Raw genomic sequence first — 20,853 nt, 5'->3', positions numbered from 1 at the left:
TTACGTTGAGCGTGATCCGCATCACAGTGGAGGTCTCGTGACGACTCAAGAACATGACGCTTCGGTCTATGAAACCGTGCAGGGAAGCAGCGAGTTCCAGGAGCTGAAACGCCGCTTCCGGGCCTGGACGTTCCCCATGACCGTGGCGTTCCTCGTGTGGTACCTGCTCTACGTGGTGATGTCGGGCTGGGCACGCGGGTTCATGGCGACGAAGGTGCTCGGCGACATCAACGTCGGGCTGATCTTCGGGTTGCTGCAGTTCGTGTCCACCTTCCTCATCGCCTGGGCCTACGCCCGGCACGCCGAGAAGAAGCTGGACCCCATCGCCGACAAGCTCCGCCACGAGGTCGAGGAGAAGACCCAGTGAGCTCCACCACCCTGGGGATGATCCTCTTCCTCACCTTCGTCGCCGCCACGCTGGGGATCACCTTCTGGGCGAGCCGTCAGACCAAGACGGCCGCCGACTACTACGCGGGCGGCCGCTCGTTCAGCGGCGTGCAGAACGGCCTGGCCATCGGCGGCGACTACATGTCGGCCGCGTCCTTCCTCGGCATCGCGGGCATCATCGCGCTGTCCGGCTACGACGGGTTCCTGTACTCGATCGGGTTCCTGGTGGCCTGGCTGGTCGCGCTGCTGCTGGTGGCCGAGCTGATGCGCAACTCCGGCAAGTTCACCATGGCCGACGTGCTGGCCTTCCGGATGAGCCCGCGCCCGGTCCGCACCGCCGCCGGCGTCTCCACGATCGTGGTCAGCATCTTCTACCTGCTGGCCCAGATGGTCGGCGCGGGCGCGCTGGTCGGCCTGCTGCTCGGCATCACCAGCCCGGCCGGCAAGGCGTGGACGATCGTCGGCGTCGGCGCGCTGATGATCATCTACGTGGTGTTCGGCGGCATGAAGGGCACCACCTGGGTGCAGATCGTCAAGGCCGTGCTGCTCATGAGCGGCGCGGCGCTGGTGACGCTGCTGGTGCTCGGCAAGTTCGGCTTCAACCTGTCGGGGCTGCTCGGGCAGGCCGCCACGGTCAGCGGCCCCAAGGCCAACCCCGAGAGCTTCCTCAGCCCCGGCCTGAAGTACGGCACCGAGGCGCAGGGCCTGGCCGGCAAGATCGACCTCATCAGCCTGGGCCTCGCCCTGGTGCTGGGCACGGCCGGCCTGCCGCACATCCTCATCCGCTTCTACACCGTCCCGACCGCCAAGGAGGCCCGCAAGTCGGTCCTTTGGGGCATCGGCATCATCGGCGTGTTCTACCTGCTCACCCTGGTCCTCGGCTTCGGCGCGGCGGCGCTGGTCGGCAAGGACGCGATCACCAAGGGCGACAAGGCGGGCAACACGGCCGCGCCGCTGCTGGCGCAGAAGATCGGTGAGGAGATCTTCGGCTCGGTCGGCGGCACGATCCTGCTCGCGCTCATCGGCGCGGTGGCCTTCGCCACGATCCTCGCCGTGGTCGCCGGCCTCACCCTGGCCTCCTCCTCCAGCTTCTCGCACGACCTGTACGCGCACGTCTTCAAGCGCGGCCAGGCCACCGAGCGGCAGGAGGTCGTGGTGGCCCGGGTCTCCGCGCTGATCATCGGCGCGGTCGCGATCGGCCTCGGCATCCTCGCCCAGGGCCAGAACGTGGCGTTCCTGGTGGCGCTGGCCTTCGCGGTGGCGGCCTCGGGCAACCTGCCCGCGATCCTCTACAGCCTGTTCTGGCGGCGCTTCAACACCGCCGGCGCGGTCGCGGCCATCTACGGCGGCCTGATCTCCGCCCTGGTGCTGGTGATCTTCTCGCCGGTCGTGTCCGGCGCGCCGACGGCGCTGTTCACCACGGCCGACTTCCACTGGTTCCCGCTGAGCAACCCGGGCATCGTGTCGATCCCGGTCGGCTTCCTGTGCGGCTGGCTCGGCACGATCCTCAGCAAGGAGCACAACGAGGCCAAGTACGCCGAGATCGAGGTCCGCTCGCTGACCGGAGTCGGGGCGGAGAAGGCCACCCAGCACTAGACCCCCAGCACTAGCTCTCCAGCACCGCACGCAGAAGCCGAGGCGCCACCTGCCCTGAGGGCGCCTCCCCGCCGGAGGCGCCCACCCCCGCCCGGGCGCCTTCCGCGCCGAAGGGCCCGGTCTCGTCCGCGAGGCCGGGCCCTTCTTCGCGTCCGGCGCAGGTTTGGAAGCGCCTACCTGGGAAGAAGACCCGGCGCGTCCCACACCGCTGGGGATCTTAACGACAGGGAAACGCAGTGAAATGAGTGGTTGACGGGCTTTCAGCGGTATGGGTACGTTCTCAGATGTGTGAACGTTGCCACACTGCCTTGGCGCCGCGTGGCCGTCATCAGCATGCCTGATGCCCGCTTTTTCAGTGTGGAGGCGAGATATCCCATGAAGTCCCCCCTCGTTCGTTGGTCCGTCGTCTCGGTGTCGCTGGCTCTCGCGCTCACGTCGTGCGCCAAGGGCACCGGCGGCGGCGCGGCGGCTCCCTCACAGTCGCCAGGCCAGTTCGACCCGGGCGCCAAGTACCAGGGCGCCATCTCCGTCATGGGCTTCGGCGCGACCGACGAGATCGGCACCACCCGGGTGGACAAGGCCAAGGCGGCCCTCGGCGGGGCGGACGTCAAGCTCATCGAGGGCGACCTCGACATCCAGCAGTTCCTGTCGGCGGTCGCGGCCGGCGACCCGCCGGACATCATCTACGCCAACCGCGACCAGATCGGCACGTTCGCCTCGCGCGGCGCCATCATCCCGCTCACCGCCTGCGTCCAGGGCGAGCAGATCGACACCTCCATGTACAACAAGAACGCGCTGGCCCAGGTCACCTTCGGCGACGAGGTGTGGGGCATCCCCGAGTTCAACCAGGTGCAGATCACCATGGCCAACGCCGCCCTGCTCAAGAAGGCCGGCCTGACCATCGAGGACGTCAACGGCTCGAACTGGGACAAGGTGACCGCCGCGACGAAGAAGCTCTTCAGCGCCCCCGGCGGCAAGCTCAAGGTCATCGGCTACGACAGCAAGCTGCCGGAGTTCCTGCCCCTGTGGGCCAAGGCCAACGGCGCCGACCTGCTGTCCGCCGACGGCAGGACCGCCCAGCTCAACAGCCCGCAGGTGGTCAAGGCCCTGGAGTTCGCGGTCGGCATCTACGACGCCCAGGGCGGCTTCGCCAAGGTCAAGGCCCTGCGCGACTCGGCCGACTTCTTCGGCAAGGGCAACCAGTTCGCCACGGACGCGCTCGGCGCGATGCCGATGGAGCAGTGGTACGTCAACGTGCTCAACGACGTCTCGCCCAAGGCGCCGCTCGCCTTCGACACCTTCCGCACCCCGCAGGGCGAGCCGCTCGCCTACTCCTCCGGCTCGGCCTGGGCCATCCCGAAGGGCGCCAAGAACCCCGGCGCGGCCTGCCGCTTCGCCAAGACCATGACGCTGGTCGACACCTGGAAGGCCGCCGCCCAGGCCCGCCTGGACAAGCGCAACGCCGACAAGAAGCCGTTCACCGGCATCCTCACCGGCAACGTCAAGGCCGACGAGGAGATCAAGGCCATGCTGACCTCCGGCGGCGAGCCCTGGGACTCCGGTGTCAAGGCCTTCTACGAGGCCAACGACCACACCTTCAGCCTCCCGGCCAACCCCGCCGACAACGAGTTCAAGAAGGCCTGGCAGGACGGCGTGAACCGGGTGCTGAACGGCCAGGACAAGCCGCAGTCCTCCATGGACAAGGCCCAGCAGGAGGCCCAGGCGGCGCTCGACAAGGCGTGGGCCGGCTGGACGAAGCGCACGAACTGACATGTCCGCGTCCCGCACGAAGGCGCCGCGCCGGCGGCGCGCGCAGTGGATCGAGACCCGCGCGGCCCTGCTGTTCATCAGCCCCTGGATCATCGGGTTCCTGGTCTTCACCGCCTGGCCCGTGATCAACAGCGCGTACCTGTCGCTGACCGACTACGACGTCATCAACGACCCGAACTTCGTCGGCTTCGACAACTACGCGCAGCTCTTCGAGGACCCGAAGGTCGGGCTGGCGCTCCGCAACACCTTCGTCTTCACGGTGTTGTCGGTGCCCGCCCACATCATCGTCTCGCTCGGGCTGGCGCTGCTGCTCAACGGCGCCACCCGGGCGACCGGGTTCTTCCGCACCGCGTTCTTCCTGCCGAAGATGACCCCGCCGGTCGCCGTCGGCATCCTGCTGCTGCTGCTCTTCAACGGCCAGAACGGCCTCATCAACGGCTTCCTCGGCGTCTTCGGCATCGACGGGCCCGCCTGGACCACCGACCCGGCCTGGGTCAAGCCCGGCCTGGTGCTGATGAGCCTGTGGACCGTCGGCTCCTCCGTGGTGATCATCCTGGCCGCGCTGCGCGCCGTCCCGCAGGAGCTCTACGACTCCGCGCTCGTGGACGGCGCCGGCTGGTGGCGGCGCACGCTGCGCATCACCGTGCCGATGATCAGCCCCACGCTGTTCTTCCTGTTCATCGTCAACACCATCAACGCGCTGCAGTCGTTCACCGAGGCGTACACGGCCTTCTTCGGCTCCGGCAACACCACCTACAGCAACGACGCCGCGCTGTTCTACGCGATCTACCTTTTCCAGCAGGCCTTCGAGTTCCTGCACATGGGGTACGCCTCGGCGCTGGCCTGGCTGCTGTTCCTCGTCATCATGGCCATCACCGGCGTGCAGATGCTGGTCACCCGGCGGTTCGTGCACTACGAAGGGGGGCAGCCGTGAGGCGGCGCATCCGGCTGATCCTGACCTGGGCGGCGCTCAGCGGCTTCGCGATCGCCTTCATCTACCCGTTCGTCTGGCTGCTCAGCGCCTCCTTCAAGCCGCGCAGCGAGGTGTTCGACCACCGGATCATCCCCGAGACCTTCACCTTCGAGAACTACATCAAGGTGTGGAACGAGGCGCCGCTCGCGCTGTGGATGGCGAACACGCTGTTCGTCACCGTGCTGGCGGCGGTCGCGGTGACGATCACCAGCGCCATGGTGGCCTGGGGGTTCGCCTACTTCCGCTTCCCCGGCAGGAACGCGCTGTTCGGGGTGGTGCTGGCCACGATGATGCTGCCGGGCGTGGTCACGATGGTGCCGGTGTTCCTCATCTGGAACTCCCTCGGCATGGTCGGCACGCTCACGCCGCTGTGGGCGCAGAACCTGTTCGGCAGCGCCTTCTACATCTTCCTGCTGCGGCAGTTCTTCCTCGGGCTGCCGCGCGAGCCGTTCGAGGCCGCCAAGATCGACGGCGCGAACAACTGGAAGATCTTCACCAGGATCGCGCTGCCGCTGTGCAAGCCGGCCGTCGTGGTGACGCTGCTGTTCGAGTTCCAGGCCGCCTGGACCGACCTCATGCGGCCGCTCATCTACCTGCGGGACTCCAGCACCTTCACCGTGCCGCGCGGCCTGAAGGCGCTGCTCGACCAGTTCGGCTTCGGCGGCGAGTGGCACTGGGAGATCGTCATGACGGCCAGCGTCATCACCACCGTCCCGATGATCATCCTGTTCTTCCTCGGGCAGAAGCACTTCGTCAGGGGCATCGCCACCACCGGGAGCAAGGGATGAGCTTCCCGGCGGGCTTCCTGTGGGGCGCGGGCGCCTCCGCGTACCGGATCGGATCATCGCGCCGCTCGGCGACGGCTACCCGGCCGGCATGCGCGGGCACTGGGAACGGGCGCTCGGCGCCGGCCTCGGCGTCAACGAGGAGGGCGACGAGGCCGCCATCGGCGGGCGCGGCGACTTCCTCGGCGTCGACTCCTACACGCGCCGGGTCATGGCGGCCGCGCCCCCCGGCCCGTCCCCCTGGCGCGTCTCCGGCCCGGCCGGGCGCGCCGGCCACCCGGGTGACCACGTCGAGGCCGTCCGGCAGGCCCTGGAGGCGGGCGCCGACGTGCGCGGCTACCTCCACTGGTCGCTGATGGACAATTTCGAGTGGGCCCTGGGGCACCGGCCCCGGTTCGGGCTCGTCCACGTCGACCACGCGACCGGAAGGCGCGTGATCAAGGATTCCGGGCGGTTCCACGCCCGGCTCATCGCGGGAGGCGGCACGCCTCCCGGCCCGCCGAGGATCGAGGCATTCGGCTAGACCATGCGCATCACCACCACCGACCAGGCGTACCACCTGGACACCGGCCACTACCGGCTGACCGTCTCGCGCACCGACGCCAGCGCCGAGCTGGAAGGCTGGGCGAGCCTCAGCCTCCTCGCCTCGGTGGGCACCGCGGCCGGGCGCGACGAGACCTACGAGACCCTGCCGCCCGTGCTCGCCGAGCGCGAGGGGGAGGTGATCTTCGACTTCCCGCAGCGCAGCACCGCGTGGGAGGCCAAGACCGTCCGGCTGACCTGCACCCCCGAGACGCTGGCCGTCGAGGTGCGGGTCGAGGGCGACGGCGTGCTGTCCGACGTGACGCTGCTCGGCGGCCGGGCCGTGCTCAACTCCCGGGCCGCGGGAACGTTCCGCAGCGGCCTGCACGCCCAGGGCGTCTTCAGCCCCACGCCCGCGCACCCCGTGCAGGTCGTCCGGCCGCTGTCGGCGGCGGTCGCGCTCACCGTCGTCGGCGACGCCTCGCCGGGGCGGCTGCACGCGGTCTTCTCGCCGCCGCCGCTGCTGCTGGCCTTCACCAAGCAGGAGCCGGCCGGGCCCGCCGACGTGCCCGAGGGCACCTGGCTGGCGGCGGCCGTGCGCGCCGGGATCGCCGAGCTGACCTTCACCGAGCTGACCTACGAGCCGGTGGACGGCGGCGCGCTGCTGCGCCTCGACTACGAGTGCCACACCGAGGTGCGCGGCTCGTGGACCTCGCCCGCCCTCGTGCTCTGGCTGGCCGGCTCGCCCTGGGAGGCCATCACCCAGCACCGCCAGGACCTGCTCACCCGCAACCTCGCCCCGGCCGGCCCGTCCCGCGAGCGGCACGCCTGGTGGAGCGAGCCCATCTTCTGCGGCTGGGGCGCCCAGTGCGCCCGCGCCAACGGCCGGGTCAGCCCCGTCCAGCTCTCCCGGCAGGACCTCTACGACGAGTGGCTGGACCGGCTGGAGCGGCACGGCGTCGTGCCCGGCACGATCGTCGTGGACGACCGCTGGCAGCTCACCTACGGCGACCCGGAGCCGGACCCGGACAAGTGGCCCGACCTGCGCGGCTGGGTCGCCGCCCGGCACGCGCGCGGGCAGCGGGTGCTGCTGTGGTGGCGGGCCTGGTCGGCCGACGGGCTGCCGGTCGAGGAGTGCGTGCTGGACGCGGGCGGGAACGCGGTGGCCGCCGACCCGTCCAACCCGGCCTACCGGCGGCGGGTGCGGGCCGTCATGGAGCGGCTGCTCGGCGAACTGGACGCGGACGGCTTCAAGGTCGACTTCACGCAGTGGTCGCCCAGCGGCTCGCACCTCAAGGCGCACGGCTCCACGTGGGGCTTCGCGCTGCTGCACGAGCTGCTGGCCACCCTGTACGAGGCCGCCAAGGCCGTCAAGCCGGACGCCCTGATGATCACCCACACCCCGCACCCGGCGTTCGGCGGCGTCACCGACATGATCCGGCTCAACGACGTGCTGGAGTACGACGCCCGCGGCGAGCGGGTGCCCGCCGCCGACCAGCTCCGCTACCGCCACGCCGTCGCCGCGCACGCCATGCCCCGGCACCTCATCGACACCGACCAGTGGCCGATGCCGACCCGCGCCGACTGGCTCGCCTACTCGGCGGCGCAACCCGCGCTCGGGGTGCCCGCGCTCTACTACGCCGAGCGCGTGGACGGCTCCCTGGAGGAGATCACCGGCGACGACCTGCGCCGGGTCGCCGCCTGGTGGTCCGCGCGGCGGCGCGAGGGGCGCAGGGGATGAGGCAGGCGGAGGTCGTCGTGCACGGCGCGACGTCCGCCGGGGTGTGCGCCGCCGTCGCGGCCGCCCGCCGCGGCCTCGACACCGTCCTGCTGGAGCCGGGCCGGCACGTCGGCGGCATGACCTCGGGCGGGCTCGGCTACACCGACATCGGCGACCCGCGCGTGCTGGGCGGCATGGCGGCCGGGTTCCGCCAGGCCGTCGCCGACGCCTACGGGGTCGCGCCCGGCCACTACGCCGGCCCCGAGCCGCACGTCGCCGAGCGGATCCTCACCGGCTGGCTGGAGCGGGCCGGGGTGGAGGTGGTGTTCGAGGCCCCGCTCGGCGAGGTGGTCACGGCCGGCGGGCGGATCGTCTCCGCCGGGCGGCACGCCGCCGCCGTCTTCGTGGACGCGAGCTACGAGGGCGACCTCATGGCCGCCGCCGGCGTCGGCTACCGGGTCGGGCGGGAGGACCGCGCGCTGCACGGGGAGAGCTTCGCCGGGCGGCGCGAGGTGGTGCCCGGCAGGCACAACTTCCCGCCGTGGATCTCCCCGTTCCGGGCGGACGGCGGCCTGCTGCCGCAGGTCGCCGACGGGCCGATGGCCGAGGTCGGCGCGGGCGACGGCGGCGTCATGTCGTACGGCTACCGCGTGTGCCTGTCCACCGCCCCTGACCGCGTCCCGTTCGAGCGGCGGCCCGGCTACGACGAGGAGCACTGGGAGCTGGGCCGGCGGCTGTTCCGGCACTGGCGCGACCAGGGCGCCGAGGTGCCGGCCGGGCGGCTCGTCGGCCTGGAGCCCAACCTGCCGAACGGCAAGTGCGACGGCAACTCGCTCGGCCCGTTCTCGCTCAGCGTGCTCGACCGCTCCGCCTGGGCCTACCCCGACGCCGGCCCCGAGGAGCGCGAGCGGATCCGGCTGCACCACCTGCACCACGCCCAGGACCTGCTGTACTTCCTCGCCACCGACCCCGAGGTGCCCGCGCGGGTGCGGGCCGAGCTGGGACGGTGGGGGCTGCCGGCCGACGAGTTCGCCGGCACCGGGCACCTGCCGCACCAGCTCTACGTGCGCGAGGCGCGCCGGATGCTGGGGGAGGCGCACCTGACCGAGCACGACCTGCGCGGCGCGCGGCCCTGGCCGGACGCCGTCGCGATGGGCTCCTACCACCTGGACGTCCGGGAGGTGCAGCGCACCTGGCGCTGGGTGTACGAGCACCCGGACCCGGTGCCGATGGTGGTCACCGAGGGCTACCTGTCGGTGCGGGTGCCGCCGTACCAGATCCCCTACCGGGCGATCGTGCCGCGGCGCGAGGAGTGCGCGAACCTGCTGGTGCCGGTCTGCGTGTCGGCCTCGCACGTGGCGTTCTCGTCGATCCGGATGGAGGTGCAGTACCAGATGCTGGGCCACGCCGCCGGGCTCGCCGCCGCGCGGGCGGCGGCCGGCGGCCAGGCGGTGCAGGACGTGGACGTGGCGGCCCTCCAGGAGGAGCTGGCCGCCGCCGGCCAGGTGCTGTCGCTCTGAACGCCGCGCTACTCCTGGGGTGCGTCCTGCGCGTTGGCGCGTTCCAGGACGGCGCGGGCGAACGGCGGGATCACGCCGCGCAGCACGTTCTTCTCGTGCGCCTCGGCCCGTTCGAGCGCCTGCCGCGCGGCCTGCGGGTCGCCGCCGGCGAGCAGGTCGAGCGCCGCCAGACCCGCGGCGCCCATGTCCCTCGCGGCGGCCACCCACGGGGCCAGCTCCGCGGCGAAGGGCCCCGGCACGTCCACCGGCAGCCCCGCCAGCCGCTCCAGCTCGGCCCTGAGCCGCGCCGCGCCCTCGCCCAGCAGGACGGAGGCGCACAGGGCGGTCAGGGCCGGGCTCTGGTCGTCGCCGGGCGGCCAGGACGAGCACGCCTCCACCAGCGGCAGCAGCTCCGCCGCCCCCGGCAGCAGCCGCACCGCCGCGCGGTGCGAGCGCGCCGGGTCGTAGGCCGCCAGGTGCCAGGCGTAGTCGGCGACCGTCGTCAGCGCCAGCCGGGAGGCGGTGGCCTCGACCATCGGGTTGGCCGTGATGCCCGCCAGCGGCACGTGGGCGAGGTCGGTCGCCCGGCCCACCAGCGGGCCGAGGAAGACGCGGGAGAAGTCGAAGTCGTTGACCGGGAAGTTGTCCCACAGCGCCAGGCGGTGGCCGTAGGAGGCGGCGGCGGCCGTCATGTCGTAGGCCGGGATCGCGCCCACGACGATGTCCGGGCCGGTCCACCAGACGAGCACGTCCGGCGGCAGCTCGTCGGCCAGCCGGTCGCGGTAGGCGGAGCGGGCGGTGCCCGCGTAGTCGGTGGGGACCATGGTCAGCGGGCGTTCGGCGCCGCGCCGGGCCAGGAACTCCGCGGCGAAGTCGCGGCAGACGGCCGCGTGCGCGCTCGCGCTCGCGCCCTCCGCCGTGCCGTACGCCTCCCGGTCGGCCTCGTGCCGCAGCTCCGGCGGGATGTCGTCGAACAGCAGCGCGAACTCCCGCACCCCCGCCTCCCACACCTGCCCGGCCTTGGCCCGCAGCGCCGCCCGCTCGGCGGGGTCGCTGCAGACCATCGACAGGCCGGGGCTGAGCGCGAAGACGAACCGCACGTGCTGCCGGGCCGCCTCGGCCACCAGCTCGGCCAGCCGGGCCAGCTCCTCCTCCGGGTACGGCTCCCGCCACCGCTCCCGGTGGAAGGGGTCGTCCTTGGGGGCGTACACGTAGGCGTTGAGCTTGTGCCGGGCGGAGAAGCGCAGGTGGTCCAGCCGGGCGGCGTGGCTCCACGGGGTGCCGTAGAAGCCCTCGATGGTGCCCCGCAGCGGCAGGTCGGGCCAGTCGCGCACCTCGCACTCCGGCACGCACCTGGCGTGCTCGGGGCAGGGGGCGGCGGCCAGCGCGAGCAGCGTCTGCGCCCCGTAGAACGCCCCCGCCGCGTCGGCCCCGACGATGACCACGAGGCCCTGCCCGGCGCTCAGCGTGTAGCCCTCGGCCGGCAGCCCGGCGGCGGCGTCGACGCGCACCTCGACCGTGGTATCCGGGCCGCCGGCCGGCCGCTCTGCGAGGAGAGGGGCCAAGGCGGCCGGCACGTCGCCTTGCGGCAGGCAGTGGCCCAGCTCGACGTGGGAAGACCCGATGGCGGCCTTCTTGGGACAGGGAACGATCCACTGGAGGACATCCATTGTGGGAACGATACCGGATAGAATAGAGCCTTGTGAGTGAGGATGTGGCCGAAGTTGCGCCCGGCGTCTTCCGCGTGGAGGACACCTGTCACGTCTATGTCGTGACGGCCCCCGCGCGCGACGGGGCGGAGCGCACGGGGATAGCGATCGACTTCGGCTCGGGCCGCGTGCTCGACCTGCTCGGCGAGATCGGCGTCGACCGGCTCACCCACGTCCTCATGACGCACCACCACCGCGACCAGGCGCAGGGCCTGGCGCGGGCGGCCGCGGCGGGCATCCCCATCCACGTGCCGCCGGTCGAGCGCGAGCTGTTCGACGACGTCGGCGAGATGTGGTCGGGCCGGCAGCTCGGCAACGACTACGACCTGCGCGACGACCGCTTCTCGCTGCTCGACCCGGTGCCGGTGGCGGGCACGGTCCCCGAGTACCGCACCGCGGACTTCGGCGGCGTCGAGGTGCGCGTGCTGCCCACCCCCGGTCACACCATGGGCTCGGTGACGTACGTGGTCGGCCGGACGGCGTTCACCGGCGACCTCATCTACGCCCCAGGCAAGGTGTGGTCGCTGGCCGCCACCCAGTGGTCCTACACCGAGAACGAGGGCCCGGCCATGGTCGTCCTGAGCTGCGAGCTGCTGCGGCGCGAGGACCTCGCCCTGCTGCTGCCCTCGCACGGCGACCCGATGACCGACCCGGCCGGTGCGCTCGGCGAGCTGTCGGCGGCGATGCAGCGCTACGTCGACTTCCGCCGCCCCCACCCGTGGGACGTCAAGGGCCTGCTGGAGAACCCGTTCGTCGAGGTCACCACCCACCTGCTGATGAACCGCAGCGCCCAGTCCTACAGCTACGTGCTGCTGTCGGAGTCGGGCGCAGCCATGGTCTTCGACTTCGGCTACGACATGTCCACCGGCCTGGTCGGCAACACCTCCCGGGCCGCCCGCCGTCCCTGGCTGGCCTCGCTGCCCGCACTGCGCGAGCGCTACGGCGTCACCGACGTCGAGGTGGCCGTGCCCACCCACTACCACGACGACCACGTGGCCGGCATGCCGCTGCTGCGCGAGGTCGAGGGCACCCAGATCTGGGCACCTTCCCACATCGCGCCCGTCCTGGCCGCGCCGCTCCACCACGACCTGCCCTGCCAGTGGTTCGACCCCATCCCCGCCGACCGGGTGCTGGAGCTGGGCAGGGCCGTGCGCTGGCGGGAGTACGAGATCACCGTGCACGACCTGCCCGGCCACACCCTGTTCGCCGCCGCCTACGAGTTCACCGTCGACGGCCACAAGGTCCTGGTCACCGGCGACCAGCAGGACGGCATGGGCATCCCGGGCGAACGCCAGGAGATCCTGAACTTCCAGTACAAGAACCGCTTCCGCATCGACGACTACCGCAAGAGCGCCGCGCTCTACCGGCGGCTGCGTCCCGACCTCATGGTCAGCGGCCACTGGCGGCCCCGCTGGGTGGACGAGGCCCACCTGCGCATGCTCACCGAGCGCGGCGAGGAGCTGGTCGCGCTCCACCACGACCTGCTGCCGCTGGACCGGCTCGACCTCGGGGCGGACGGCGTGCTGTGCCGGCTGACGCCGTACTATGCCAGCGTCCCCGCGGGGGGCGAGCTGGTGCTCACGGCCACGGTGCGCAACCCCTTCCCGGAGAAGGTCATCGCCACCGTCGAGCCGGTCGTCCCGCCGGGATGGGAGCGCGAGCAGGGGCCGGTGACGCTAAGAATCCCCGGAGGGGGTATGGAGCAGGTGCATCTCCGTCTCGGCGCCGACGTCGTGCCGCGACGACGCGTTCGCCTCGCAGTCGACTTGACCATCGGCGACCTGCGCCTCGGGCAGCACGCCGAGGCGCTCGCCGACGTGGTCGCGGAAGGGATTCGATGACCATCGAGCGGCGTACCCCCCTCAGCCGTTCCCGGCGGCCCACCATCAAGGACGTCGCGGAGGCCGCCGGCGTCTCGCGCTCCACCGTATCCCGCGCCCTCACCGGCCGCGGGTACGCGGCCAGCGACGTGCGCGAGCGGGTGCTGAGGGCCGCCGCCGAGCTGGGCTACGTCCCCGACGTCATGGCCCGCACGCTGAAGCAGCAGGTGAGCCGGTCGGTCGGGGTGCTGGTCAGCGACCTGCGCAACCCCTTCTACGCCGAGCTGGCCGCCGGCGCCAGCAGGGAGGCCCGCGAACGCGGCTACACCCTCGTGCTGGCCGACACGAGCCTGTCCGCCGAGGCCGAGAGCGAGGCCGCCGAGGCGCTGGTCGCGCTGCGGGTGGCCGGCGTCATCGTCACGCCCAACTCCTCGGCCGTCTCCACCTACCTGGCCTCGCACCACATCCCCGTGGTCGAGGTCGACCGGCAGTTCGCGGCCGGCTCCACCGACGGCGTCGTGGTGGGCAACCGGGTCGGCGCCCGCACCGCCACCGCGCACCTGGTGGGGCTCGGCCACCGCCGCATCGCGCTGTTCATCGACGAGACCGACTGGACCACCGGCTACGAGCGTTACCAGGGCTACCTGGAGGCGCTGTCGGCCGCCGACATCAAGGTCGACCCCGACCTCGTGGTCTCCTCCGGCTGGGACGTCGCCGACTCGCGGCGGCGGGCGGTCGACATGTTGCGCGGCCCCGACCGGCCGACCGCCGTCTTCGCCGCCAACAACGTGCTCGCCGAGGGCGTGTGGCGGGCCATCGGCGAGCTGGGGCTGCGCGTGCCCGCGGACATCAGCCTGGTCGCCTTCGACGACGCGCCCTGGATGAGCATGGTCTCGCCCACCGTCACCGCCGTCGCCCAGGACACCTTCAACCTGGGCGCGACCGCCGTGCGCCGGCTCGACGAGCGCATCGAGATGCCCGAGGCCGACTCCGTCACGACCGTGCTCAACGTGCGGCTGGTGGCCCGCGAGTCGAGCGCCGCCCCGCCCGCGCTCTGACAATTCTCCCGCCGCTCGCGTTGACCCGTGGGGAAAGCCCGGCCTATGCTCCCGTGTGGGAACGATGTCACAGCCCGCACTGCGGCGCTCGTTCCCTCTCGGAGGTCTGATGGAGCACGATCTTCCGCCCGTCCTGGCGCTCGACATCGGCGGCACCAAGCTCGCCGTGGGCGTGGTCACCGGCGACGGCGCGATCCACGGCTGGCAGAGCGCCCCCACCCGCAGGGAGGAGGGGCCGGAGGCCGTCCTGACCAGGCTGTTCGACCTGGGCAGGAAAGCGGTGGCCGAGGCCGGGCTGCCGGAGGGGCCGGCCGCCGTCGGCATCTCCTGCGGCGGGCCGCTGGACGCCGCGGCGGGCGTGCTGGAGTGCCCGCCGCACCTGCCCGGCTGGATCGGCGTGCCGGTGGGCGCGATGGCGGCCGAGGCGTTCGGGGTGCCGTCCGCGCTTGAGAACGATGCCACGGCCGCCGCGCTCGGCGAGCACCGCTACGGCGCGGGCCGCGGCACCTCCACCATGCTCTACCTGACCGTCTCGACCGGCGTCGGCGGCGGCGCCGTCATCGGCGGGCGGCTGCACCGGGGCGCGGCCGGCAACGGCGGCGAGCTCGGACACGTCCTCGTCCGGCCGGGCGGCCGGCGGTGCTCGTGCGGGCGGCTCGGCTGCCTGGAGGCCTACGCCTCCGGGACGGCCATCGCCGAGCGCGCCCGCGAGGCGCTGGCCGCCGGCCGGCCGTCGTCCCTGTCGGCTGCCCTGCCCGCCGCTGCTCTGCCCGCCCCTGCTCTGCCCGCCCCTGCTCTGCCCGCCGTCGGGCGGCCCACCGCGGAGGACGTCTCCCTCGCGGCGGCGGCCGGCGACCCGCTCGCCATGGAGATCTGGGACGAGACCACCTGGGCGCTCGGCAGCGCGCTCACCGACCTGGTGAACGCCTTCGAGCCCGAGCTGGTCGTCCTCGGCGGCGGCGTCACCCGCTCCGGCGACCGGCTGCTGCGGCCCGTCGCCGAGGCCGTCGCCCGCGACGCCATGCCCCCGGCGGCCCGCGCCGCGCGCGTCGAGCTGTCCCGGCTCGGCGCGGGCGTCGGCGTGGTCGGGGCCGGCGCCGTCGCCCACGACCTGCTGACCACGGAAGGCGCCCGATGACCTCGACCCCGTCCCGCACCGCCGCCTCGCTCAAGAGAGGGGAGGTGCACCGCGGCGGCGCCCCCATGCTCCCGTCCCTTCCCGCGCGCGAGCCGTCTAATGAGAGCGTGCAGGAGCCGCCGCGCGAGCCGTCCCGTGGCGGCGTGCAGGAGCTGCCGCCCGCGCTGGCCGAGCACGTCGCCGGGCACCTCGCCGCGGCCCGCGCCATGGCGGCGCTGGTGCCGGTCGTCGAGGCCGCCGCCGACCTGCTCATCGAGACCTTCGCCCGCGGCGGCACCCTCTACACCCTGGGCAACGGCGGCAGCGCGGCCGACGCCCAGCACCTCACCGGCGAGCTGATCGGCCACTACAAGCGCGACCGCCGCCCCCTGCCCACGGTGACGCTCACCACCGACGCCACCGTCATGACCTGCATCGCCAACGACTACTCCTACGAGGACGTCTTCGCCCGTCAGGTGCTGGCCCTGGCCCGCCCCGGCGACGTCGTGGCCGCCTTCACCACGAGCGGCGACTCGCCCAACGTGGTCGCGGCCCTGCGGGCCGCACGGAGCAACGGCGCGGTGACGGTACTGTTCGGCGGAGGCGACGGCGGAGCCGCCGCAGCGCACGCCGACCATCTTCTCCTCGCCCCCTCCGCAGAGACACCGCGCATCCAGGAGATCCACACACTGATGCTGCACATGATCAGCGAGAAGGTCGACGCTTGGGCGGCCGCATGACCGGCCGCCCGACCGGCCGCCCGACCGGCCGCACGACCGGCCCCACGACCGGCCGCAGGGCGCCCATGGCGAACGCCCCCTCCGGCGCCCAGCCCGCCGGGCTGCCGCGCGCCCCGCGCCCGGCCGCCGCCCCCGGCCGCACCCTCCACATGATCGGCAACGCCCACCTCGACCCGGTCTGGCTCTGGCCCTGGCAGGAGGGCTACCAGGAGGCCCGCGCCACGTTCTGGTCGGCGATCCACCGCATGGACGAGTACCCCGACTTCGTCTTCACCTGCGACCAGGTCGTGCTGCTGTCGTGGGTGGAGGAGTCCGACCCCGAGCTGTTCGCCCGCATCCGCGAGCGGGTCGCCGAGGGCCGCTGGGTCATGACCGGCGGCTGGTGGGTCGAGCCCGACTGCAACATGCCGGCCGGCGAGTCGTTCGTCCGGCAGGGCCTGTACGGCCAGCGCTACCTGAAGGAGAAGTTCGGCGTCACCGCCACGGTCGGCATGAACGTCGACCCGTTCGGCCACAACGCCATGCTCCCGGCCATCCTGCGCGGCCAGGGCATGGACTCCTACTGCTTCCTGCGCCCGGGCCCGCACGAGAGCGAGCTGCCCGGCACGATGTTCTGGTGGGAGTCCCCGGACGGCAGCCGGGTGCTGGCCTACCGCATCCCGTTCGAGTACTGCAGCCCGCCCGGCGAGGTGGCCGGCCAGACCGAGAAGGCGCTCGGCCAGCTCGACCGCTCGCTCGGCGACCTCATGGTCTTCTACGGCGTCGGCAACCACGGCGGCGGCCCCACCAAGGCCAACATCGAGTCCATCCACCGCTACGACCGGATGGGCACCTTCGGCGAGCTGACGATGTCCTCGCCGCGCCGCTACTTCGACGAGGTCGCCAAGCGCCTCGGCGAGGAGGGCCTGGCCGCGCTGCCGGTGTGGCGCGACGACCTCCAGCACCACGCGGCCGGCTGCTACTCCGCCCACTCCGGCGTCAAGCAGTGGCAGCGCCGCGCGCAGGCCGCGGTGCTGTCGGCCGAGCGCTGGGCCGCCGTCGCCGGCCACGACGCCCGCGCCGACCTGGAGCGGGCCTGGAAGCAGGTGCTGTTCAACCAGTTCCACGACGTGCTGCCCGGCTCGGCCATCGAGCCCGCCTACGACGACGCCCGCGACCAGCTCGGCGAGGCCGTCGCGATCGCCAAGCGGATCATCACGCGGGCGCAGAACGTGATCGCCCGCGAGATCGCCGTCCCGCAGGAGGACGGCACCCAGCCGGTCGTCGTGTTCAACCCGCACCCGTGGCCGGTCACCACCCGCGTCGAGATGCAGTACGGGCTCGCGCCCGGCGGCGTGCACGTCGTGGACGCCGACGGGGCCGACGTGCTGTGCCAGCGCACCCAGTCGGTCGCCACCACCGACGACAAGGGCCGCGGGGCGACCGTGTTCCGCGCCGAGCTGCCGCCGCTCGGCTACCGCCTCTACCGGCTGCGCCAGGGCCCGCCGATGCCGGCCGCCGGCCTCACGGCCACCGCGCACCTCCTGGAGAACGACGTCCTGCGCCTGGAGCTGGACCCGGCCACCGGCTGGCTGCGCGGCCTGCTCGACAAGCGCACCGGCGTGGACCTCGTGGCCGGCGCGAGCGGCGAGCACACCGTGGTCTGCGAGGACCCGACCGACACGTGGGGGCACCGCGTGCTGTCCTACGACTGGCCGGGCGAGGCGATGGCCGTCACCTCGATCACGCTGCGCGAGCACGGCCCGCTGCGCGGCCGCATCCGGGTCGAGCGGGAGTGGGGCCGCTCCACGCTGGCCGAGGAGTTCATCCTCGGCGCGGGCGACGACGACGCGGTCGAGGTGCGGGTCACGCTCGACTGGCGCGAGCGGGCCCACCTGATGAAGCTGCGCTTCCCGGTCGCGCTGGAGGACCCGGCGGCCACGTACGAGATCCCGTTCGGGCACCTGGCCAGGCCGGTGGACGGGGCCGAGGAGCCCGCCCAGTCGTGGGTGGACCTGTCGGGCGCCGGCGCCGGCCTCGCCGTCGTCAACAACGCCAAGCACGGCTACGACGTCGCCCCGCAGGCCCCCGGCCGCAGCCCCAGCATCGGCATCACCGCCGTGCGCAGCCCGGTGCACGCCTGGCACGATCCACGGCTGCTGGACCCCGACGGCGTCTACTCCTACCAGGACCAGGGGACGCAGCGGTTCACGTACCTGCTGGTGCCGCACGCCGGCGACTGGCGGGCGGCCGGGCTCGCGCGGCGGGCGGCGCTGCTCGGCTCCCCGGTGCGGGCCATGCTGGAGAGCTTCCACGACGGGCCGCTGCCCGGCGCGCTCGGCTACCTCGACGACGGCGGCGGCCAGGTGATGGTGACCGCGGTCAAGCTGCACGAGGACGCGCCGCGCGACCTGGTCGTGCGGGCCGTCGAGTGCACCGGGCGGCCCGCCGTGGCCACCCTGGACGTGCCGCTGGCCGGCGTCCGGCTGACCGCCGACTTCGGGCCGAGCCAGATCAGGACGTTCCGCATCCCGCTGGACGACCCGTTCGCCGCCGTGGAGAGCGACCTGGTCGAGCTGACCACCCGCAAGGGAGCGTTCACGGTGGAAGCATGGTGACCTTCCGCGACCCCGGCGGCGGCGAGGTGACCGTCGAGGTGCTGGGCGAGGGGCCGTTCGCGATCGACGGGCGGTGGGGCGAGCCGCTGCCCAGCGGGCGGCGCGAGCTGCGGCTCACCGTCCGCCACGACGGCGCCGCGCCCGCGCCCGGCACCGTCCGGGTCGGCCGGACGCTGCCCGCCGCCGACCCGTGGTGGCTGATCCCCGGCCTGTTCTACGGCGAGAACCGGCCCGCGGCCTGCGCCCGGATCTTCCCCCGCTTCGAGGCCGGCGCCGACCGGCCGGCGGAGATGGTCTCCGCCCGGTGGGGGTTCCGCGCGGACCGCGCCGCCACGCCCGCCGTGCTGGTGTGGGGCGAGGACGGCGGGGCCGCGCTCATCGCCGACGAGGAGTCGCCGCTGGGGCCGACCGGGCTCGCGTTCGAGCAGGACGGCGACCGGGCCACCATCGCGCTGCTCTTCCCGTACCGGGAGTACCCGGTGACGTACTACGGGTCGGCGCTGCCGCTGCCCGCCCGCGCCGCCGAGCACGTGTGGCAGCCGGGGGAGACCCGGACGCTCACCCTGGCGACGTGCGCCCTGCCCGCCGACCGGCACGCGTACGCGCCGCTGCTGCGCGAGGACCGCGAGCTGCGGCTGCCCGGCGCGCCGGTCACCCCGTGGGAGAGCGTCGCGTCGGCGGCCGGCATCGCCGCCGACGGCCTCTACCGCTGGCACTACGACCCCGACCCCGGCGTGCTGCTGGAGACCGTCGGCTTCGACCGCGAGGTGAGCGGCACGAACGGCGAGCGCGTGGACCGGCAGGCCATGCACGTCGGGTGGGTGAGCGGCATCCCCTGGGCGGTGGCGCTGCTGGAGCACGGGCTGCGCACCGGGCGGGCCGAGCACGTGGCCGCCGCGGAGAAGGTCATCGGCTTCGTCTGCGCGAACCTGTCGCCGTCCGGCACGTTCTGGGGCACCTGGTACCGGCACGCGGGCTGGTCGCAGAGCTGGACCCCGGTCAAGGACGCGCTGCACGCCCGCACGCTGGGCGAGGCCACGCTGTTCCTGGTGCGGGCGCTGCGGCTGCGTCCCGACCCGGAATGGGCGGCCGCCGCCCGCTCCAACCTGGACGTCATGGCCGCCCGGCAGCGCGCCGACGGCAACCTCGGCAGCCTGCACCACGCCGCCACCGGCGAGGTGCTGTCGTGGTCCGGCGCCTCCGGGCTGACCTGGGTGGCCGCGCTGGCCGAGGCCGGCGGGGAGCGCTACCTGGCGGCGGCGGTCCGGGCGGGGGAGTACTACGCCCGTTTCGTGCACGACGAGTTCATCTACGGCGCCCCCGAGGACGTGGACCTGGCCCCCACCTCCGAGGACGGCTACGCCGCCGTGCTCGCCTACCTGGCGCTGCACCGCCGCACCGGCGAGCGGCGCTGGCTGGAGCTGGCCCGCCGCGCCGCCGACTGGACGCTCACCTTCCGCTACACCTACAACGTGCGCTTCGGGCCGCGCACCCCGCTCGGCGTGTACGGCTTCGCCACCCGCGGCGCCGACCAGGCGTCCCCGTCGAACCAGCACGTGCACGCCTACGGCCTGGTCTGCACCGCCGAGCTGATCGAGCTGTCGCGGGCCCTCGGCGACCCCTACTACGCCGAGCGGGCGGCCGAGACCCTGGCCTGCTTCCGGCAGCTCCTCCCGGCCGCCGACGGCGACGTCAACGGCTACCGGGGCATGATCACCGAGCGCTACTACCAGACGGACTGCTTCCAGCCGAAGGGCATGTACCTGACGCTGTCGCACGCCTGGAGCGCCGGGGTGCTGCTGCTGGCCTGCGAGCAGGCGCTCGCCGCCGAGCGGGCGGCCGGCCTCGCGGAGCCGGTCAGCGCAGGCTGAGCGTGGCGGCGGCGTGCTCGACCCACGCCGCCAGGAACCGCTCGGGGTCGAGGTCGCCGGGCGTGTGGCCGATCATGATCCGCAGCAGCGGGTAGTAGGTGAGGGACGCCAGCAACACGGCCGAGGCCGCCTCCGGATCACCGGGACCGGCCCCGGCCCCGGTCCCGGCTCCGCCGCCCGCGTCGGCCTCGCCGCCCGCCTCGGCGCCCATCCCCGCGCCTGCCCCGCCGCCGGCCTCGCCCGCCTCCCCGCGGGCGGTGATCCAGGCGGCGCCCTGGGCGTAGACGCTCGCGACCACCCCCTGCCAGAGCTGCTCGAACAGCTCAGGAAAGGCGTCGAACTCGCGCAGCATGACCCGGATCAGCGCCCGGTCGGCGTCCAGGACCTCCCACACCGTGCGCGCCAGGCGCTCCAGCGCCGCCCGCCCGTCCTCCGGCAGGGGCCGCGTGGCCTCGGCGGCGCGCGCGGCGATCGTCTCCAGGTTGCGCCGCACCGCCTCCTCCAGCAGGGCCCGCTTGGACGGGAAGTGCTTGTAGAGCGCGCCGGAGCCGGTGGTGAGCCCGCACGCCGCCTGGATGTCGGCGACCGACGTCGCGGCGTAGCCCCGCGTCGCGAACAGCTTGAGCGCCTCGTCGATGAGCCGCTGCCGGGTGACGCCCGGTGTCGTCCTCGCCATAGTAAGAGAGTAC

The 20,853-nt window shown here is 73.2% G+C and carries 16 protein-coding genes; 14 read left to right on the top strand and 2 right to left on the bottom strand.

Annotated elements, in window-relative coordinates; translation table 11 throughout:
• The first annotated feature begins 76 nt into the window (after positions 1 to 76).
• The 8 genes from MF672_RS25850 to MF672_RS25815 all read left to right on the top strand — a co-directional run bounded on the left by MF672_RS25850 (position 77) and on the right by MF672_RS25815 (position 9,273).
• A complete protein-coding gene (locus tag MF672_RS25850; protein WP_242374725.1) occupies positions 77 to 367 on the top strand; it encodes a DUF485 domain-containing protein in 291 nt (96 codons plus the stop codon).
• On the top strand, positions 364 to 1,983 hold the full coding sequence (locus tag MF672_RS25845) for a monocarboxylic acid transporter (protein ID WP_507161374.1): 1,620 nt from the start codon (positions 364 to 366) through the stop codon (positions 1,981 to 1,983). Before MF672_RS25850 ends, MF672_RS25845 begins: the two co-directional genes overlap by 4 nt.
• Positions 1,984 to 2,358: 375 nt before the next feature.
• Positions 2,359 to 3,753: an ABC transporter substrate-binding protein gene (locus MF672_RS25840; RefSeq protein ID WP_242374726.1), complete on the top strand. Its 1,395-nt coding sequence runs from the start codon at positions 2,359 to 2,361 to the stop codon at positions 3,751 to 3,753.
• A gap of 1 nt (position 3,754) precedes the next feature.
• Positions 3,755 to 4,687: a carbohydrate ABC transporter permease gene (locus MF672_RS25835; RefSeq protein ID WP_242374727.1), complete on the top strand. Its 933-nt coding sequence runs from the start codon at positions 3,755 to 3,757 to the stop codon at positions 4,685 to 4,687.
• A complete protein-coding gene (locus tag MF672_RS25830) occupies positions 4,684 to 5,514 on the top strand; it encodes a carbohydrate ABC transporter permease (RefSeq protein WP_242374728.1) in 831 nt (276 codons plus the stop codon). Before MF672_RS25835 ends, MF672_RS25830 begins: the two co-directional genes overlap by 4 nt.
• Before the next feature lie 19 nt (positions 5,515 to 5,533).
• On the top strand, positions 5,534 to 6,034 hold the full coding sequence (locus tag MF672_RS51830) for a family 1 glycosylhydrolase (protein WP_308210515.1): 501 nt from the start codon (positions 5,534 to 5,536) through the stop codon (positions 6,032 to 6,034).
• A gap of 3 nt (positions 6,035 to 6,037) precedes the next feature.
• Positions 6,038 to 7,774, top strand: a complete 1,737-nt coding sequence (locus MF672_RS25820; protein ID WP_242374729.1) for an alpha-amylase family protein — start codon at positions 6,038 to 6,040, stop codon at positions 7,772 to 7,774.
• Positions 7,771 to 9,273 (top strand): FAD-dependent oxidoreductase, encoded by a 1,503-nt coding sequence (locus MF672_RS25815; protein ID WP_242374730.1) that lies wholly within the window; start codon positions 7,771 to 7,773, stop codon positions 9,271 to 9,273. Before MF672_RS25820 ends, MF672_RS25815 begins: the two co-directional genes overlap by 4 nt.
• A gap of 8 nt (positions 9,274 to 9,281) precedes the next feature.
• Here MF672_RS25815 and MF672_RS25810 read toward each other — a convergent pair whose 3' ends face one another.
• Positions 9,282 to 10,922: a glycoside hydrolase family 84 protein gene (locus MF672_RS25810; RefSeq protein ID WP_242374731.1), complete on the bottom strand. Its 1,641-nt coding sequence runs from the start codon at positions 10,920 to 10,922 to the stop codon at positions 9,282 to 9,284.
• Between the two features lie 32 nt (positions 10,923 to 10,954).
• Between MF672_RS25810 and MF672_RS25805 the strand changes: the two genes are divergently transcribed.
• From MF672_RS25805 to MF672_RS25780, 6 genes are all read left to right on the top strand, one after another.
• A complete protein-coding gene (locus MF672_RS25805) occupies positions 10,955 to 12,802 on the top strand; it encodes an MBL fold metallo-hydrolase (protein ID WP_242374732.1) in 1,848 nt (615 codons plus the stop codon).
• Positions 12,799 to 13,839 (top strand): LacI family DNA-binding transcriptional regulator, encoded by a 1,041-nt coding sequence (locus tag MF672_RS25800; protein WP_242374733.1) that lies wholly within the window; start codon positions 12,799 to 12,801, stop codon positions 13,837 to 13,839. Before MF672_RS25805 ends, MF672_RS25800 begins: the two co-directional genes overlap by 4 nt.
• Positions 13,840 to 13,948: 109 nt before the next feature.
• Positions 13,949 to 14,977, top strand: a complete 1,029-nt coding sequence (locus tag MF672_RS25795) for an ROK family protein (RefSeq protein ID WP_242374734.1) — start codon at positions 13,949 to 13,951, stop codon at positions 14,975 to 14,977.
• Positions 14,974 to 15,696, top strand: a complete 723-nt coding sequence (locus MF672_RS25790) for a D-sedoheptulose-7-phosphate isomerase (protein WP_242374735.1) — start codon at positions 14,974 to 14,976, stop codon at positions 15,694 to 15,696. Before MF672_RS25795 ends, MF672_RS25790 begins: the two co-directional genes overlap by 4 nt.
• The gene (locus MF672_RS25785) at positions 15,693 to 18,293 is read left to right on the top strand and encodes an alpha-mannosidase (protein ID WP_242374736.1); all 2,601 of its coding nucleotides are present in this window, start codon (positions 15,693 to 15,695) and stop codon (positions 18,291 to 18,293) included. Before MF672_RS25790 ends, MF672_RS25785 begins: the two co-directional genes overlap by 4 nt.
• Positions 18,287 to 20,164, top strand: a complete 1,878-nt coding sequence (locus MF672_RS25780) for a YyaL domain-containing protein (RefSeq protein ID WP_242374737.1) — start codon at positions 18,287 to 18,289, stop codon at positions 20,162 to 20,164. Before MF672_RS25785 ends, MF672_RS25780 begins: the two co-directional genes overlap by 7 nt.
• Here the strand turns inward: MF672_RS25780 and MF672_RS25775 are convergent.
• Positions 20,151 to 20,840 carry a TetR/AcrR family transcriptional regulator gene (locus MF672_RS25775; RefSeq protein ID WP_242374738.1) on the bottom strand — a complete coding sequence of 230 codons (690 nt, stop codon included), beginning with the start codon at positions 20,838 to 20,840 and terminating at the stop codon, positions 20,151 to 20,153. The two genes, MF672_RS25780 and MF672_RS25775, sit on opposite strands and share 14 nt — an antisense overlap.
• Positions 20,841 to 20,853: the final 13 nt, after the last annotated feature.

This window comes from Actinomadura luzonensis (genome assembly GCF_022664455.2).
Taxonomy (GTDB): Bacteria; Actinomycetota; Actinomycetes; order Streptosporangiales; family Streptosporangiaceae; genus Nonomuraea; species Nonomuraea luzonensis.
The sequence above is the reverse complement of the archived record's forward strand: the minus strand, read 5'-3'. Positions and strand labels throughout refer to the sequence as shown.

What these genes read in the sequence shown, in the direction of transcription:
- MF672_RS25790 (WP_242374735.1), top strand. Translation starts at nt 14,974, where the DNA reads ATGACCTCGACCCCGTCCCGCACCGCCGCCTCGCTCAAGAGAGGGGAG.
- MF672_RS25785 (WP_242374736.1), top strand. Translation starts at nt 15,693, where the DNA reads ATGACCGGCCGCCCGACCGGCCGCCCGACCGGCCGCACGACCGGCCCC.
- MF672_RS25835 (WP_242374727.1), top strand. Translation starts at nt 3,755, where the DNA reads ATGTCCGCGTCCCGCACGAAGGCGCCGCGCCGGCGGCGCGCGCAGTGG.
- MF672_RS25815 (WP_242374730.1), top strand. Translation starts at nt 7,771, where the DNA reads ATGAGGCAGGCGGAGGTCGTCGTGCACGGCGCGACGTCCGCCGGGGTG.
- MF672_RS25800 (WP_242374733.1), top strand. Translation starts at nt 12,799, where the DNA reads ATGACCATCGAGCGGCGTACCCCCCTCAGCCGTTCCCGGCGGCCCACC.
- MF672_RS25840 (WP_242374726.1), top strand. Translation starts at nt 2,359, where the DNA reads ATGAAGTCCCCCCTCGTTCGTTGGTCCGTCGTCTCGGTGTCGCTGGCT.
- MF672_RS25795 (WP_242374734.1), top strand. Translation starts at nt 13,949, where the DNA reads ATGGAGCACGATCTTCCGCCCGTCCTGGCGCTCGACATCGGCGGCACC.
- MF672_RS25820 (WP_242374729.1), top strand. Translation starts at nt 6,038, where the DNA reads ATGCGCATCACCACCACCGACCAGGCGTACCACCTGGACACCGGCCAC.
- MF672_RS25775 (WP_242374738.1), bottom strand. Translation starts at nt 20,840, where the DNA reads ATGGCGAGGACGACACCGGGCGTCACCCGGCAGCGGCTCATCGACGAG.
- MF672_RS25810 (WP_242374731.1), bottom strand. Translation starts at nt 10,922, where the DNA reads ATGGATGTCCTCCAGTGGATCGTTCCCTGTCCCAAGAAGGCCGCCATC.
- MF672_RS25780 (WP_242374737.1), top strand. Translation starts at nt 18,287, where the DNA reads ATGGTGACCTTCCGCGACCCCGGCGGCGGCGAGGTGACCGTCGAGGTG.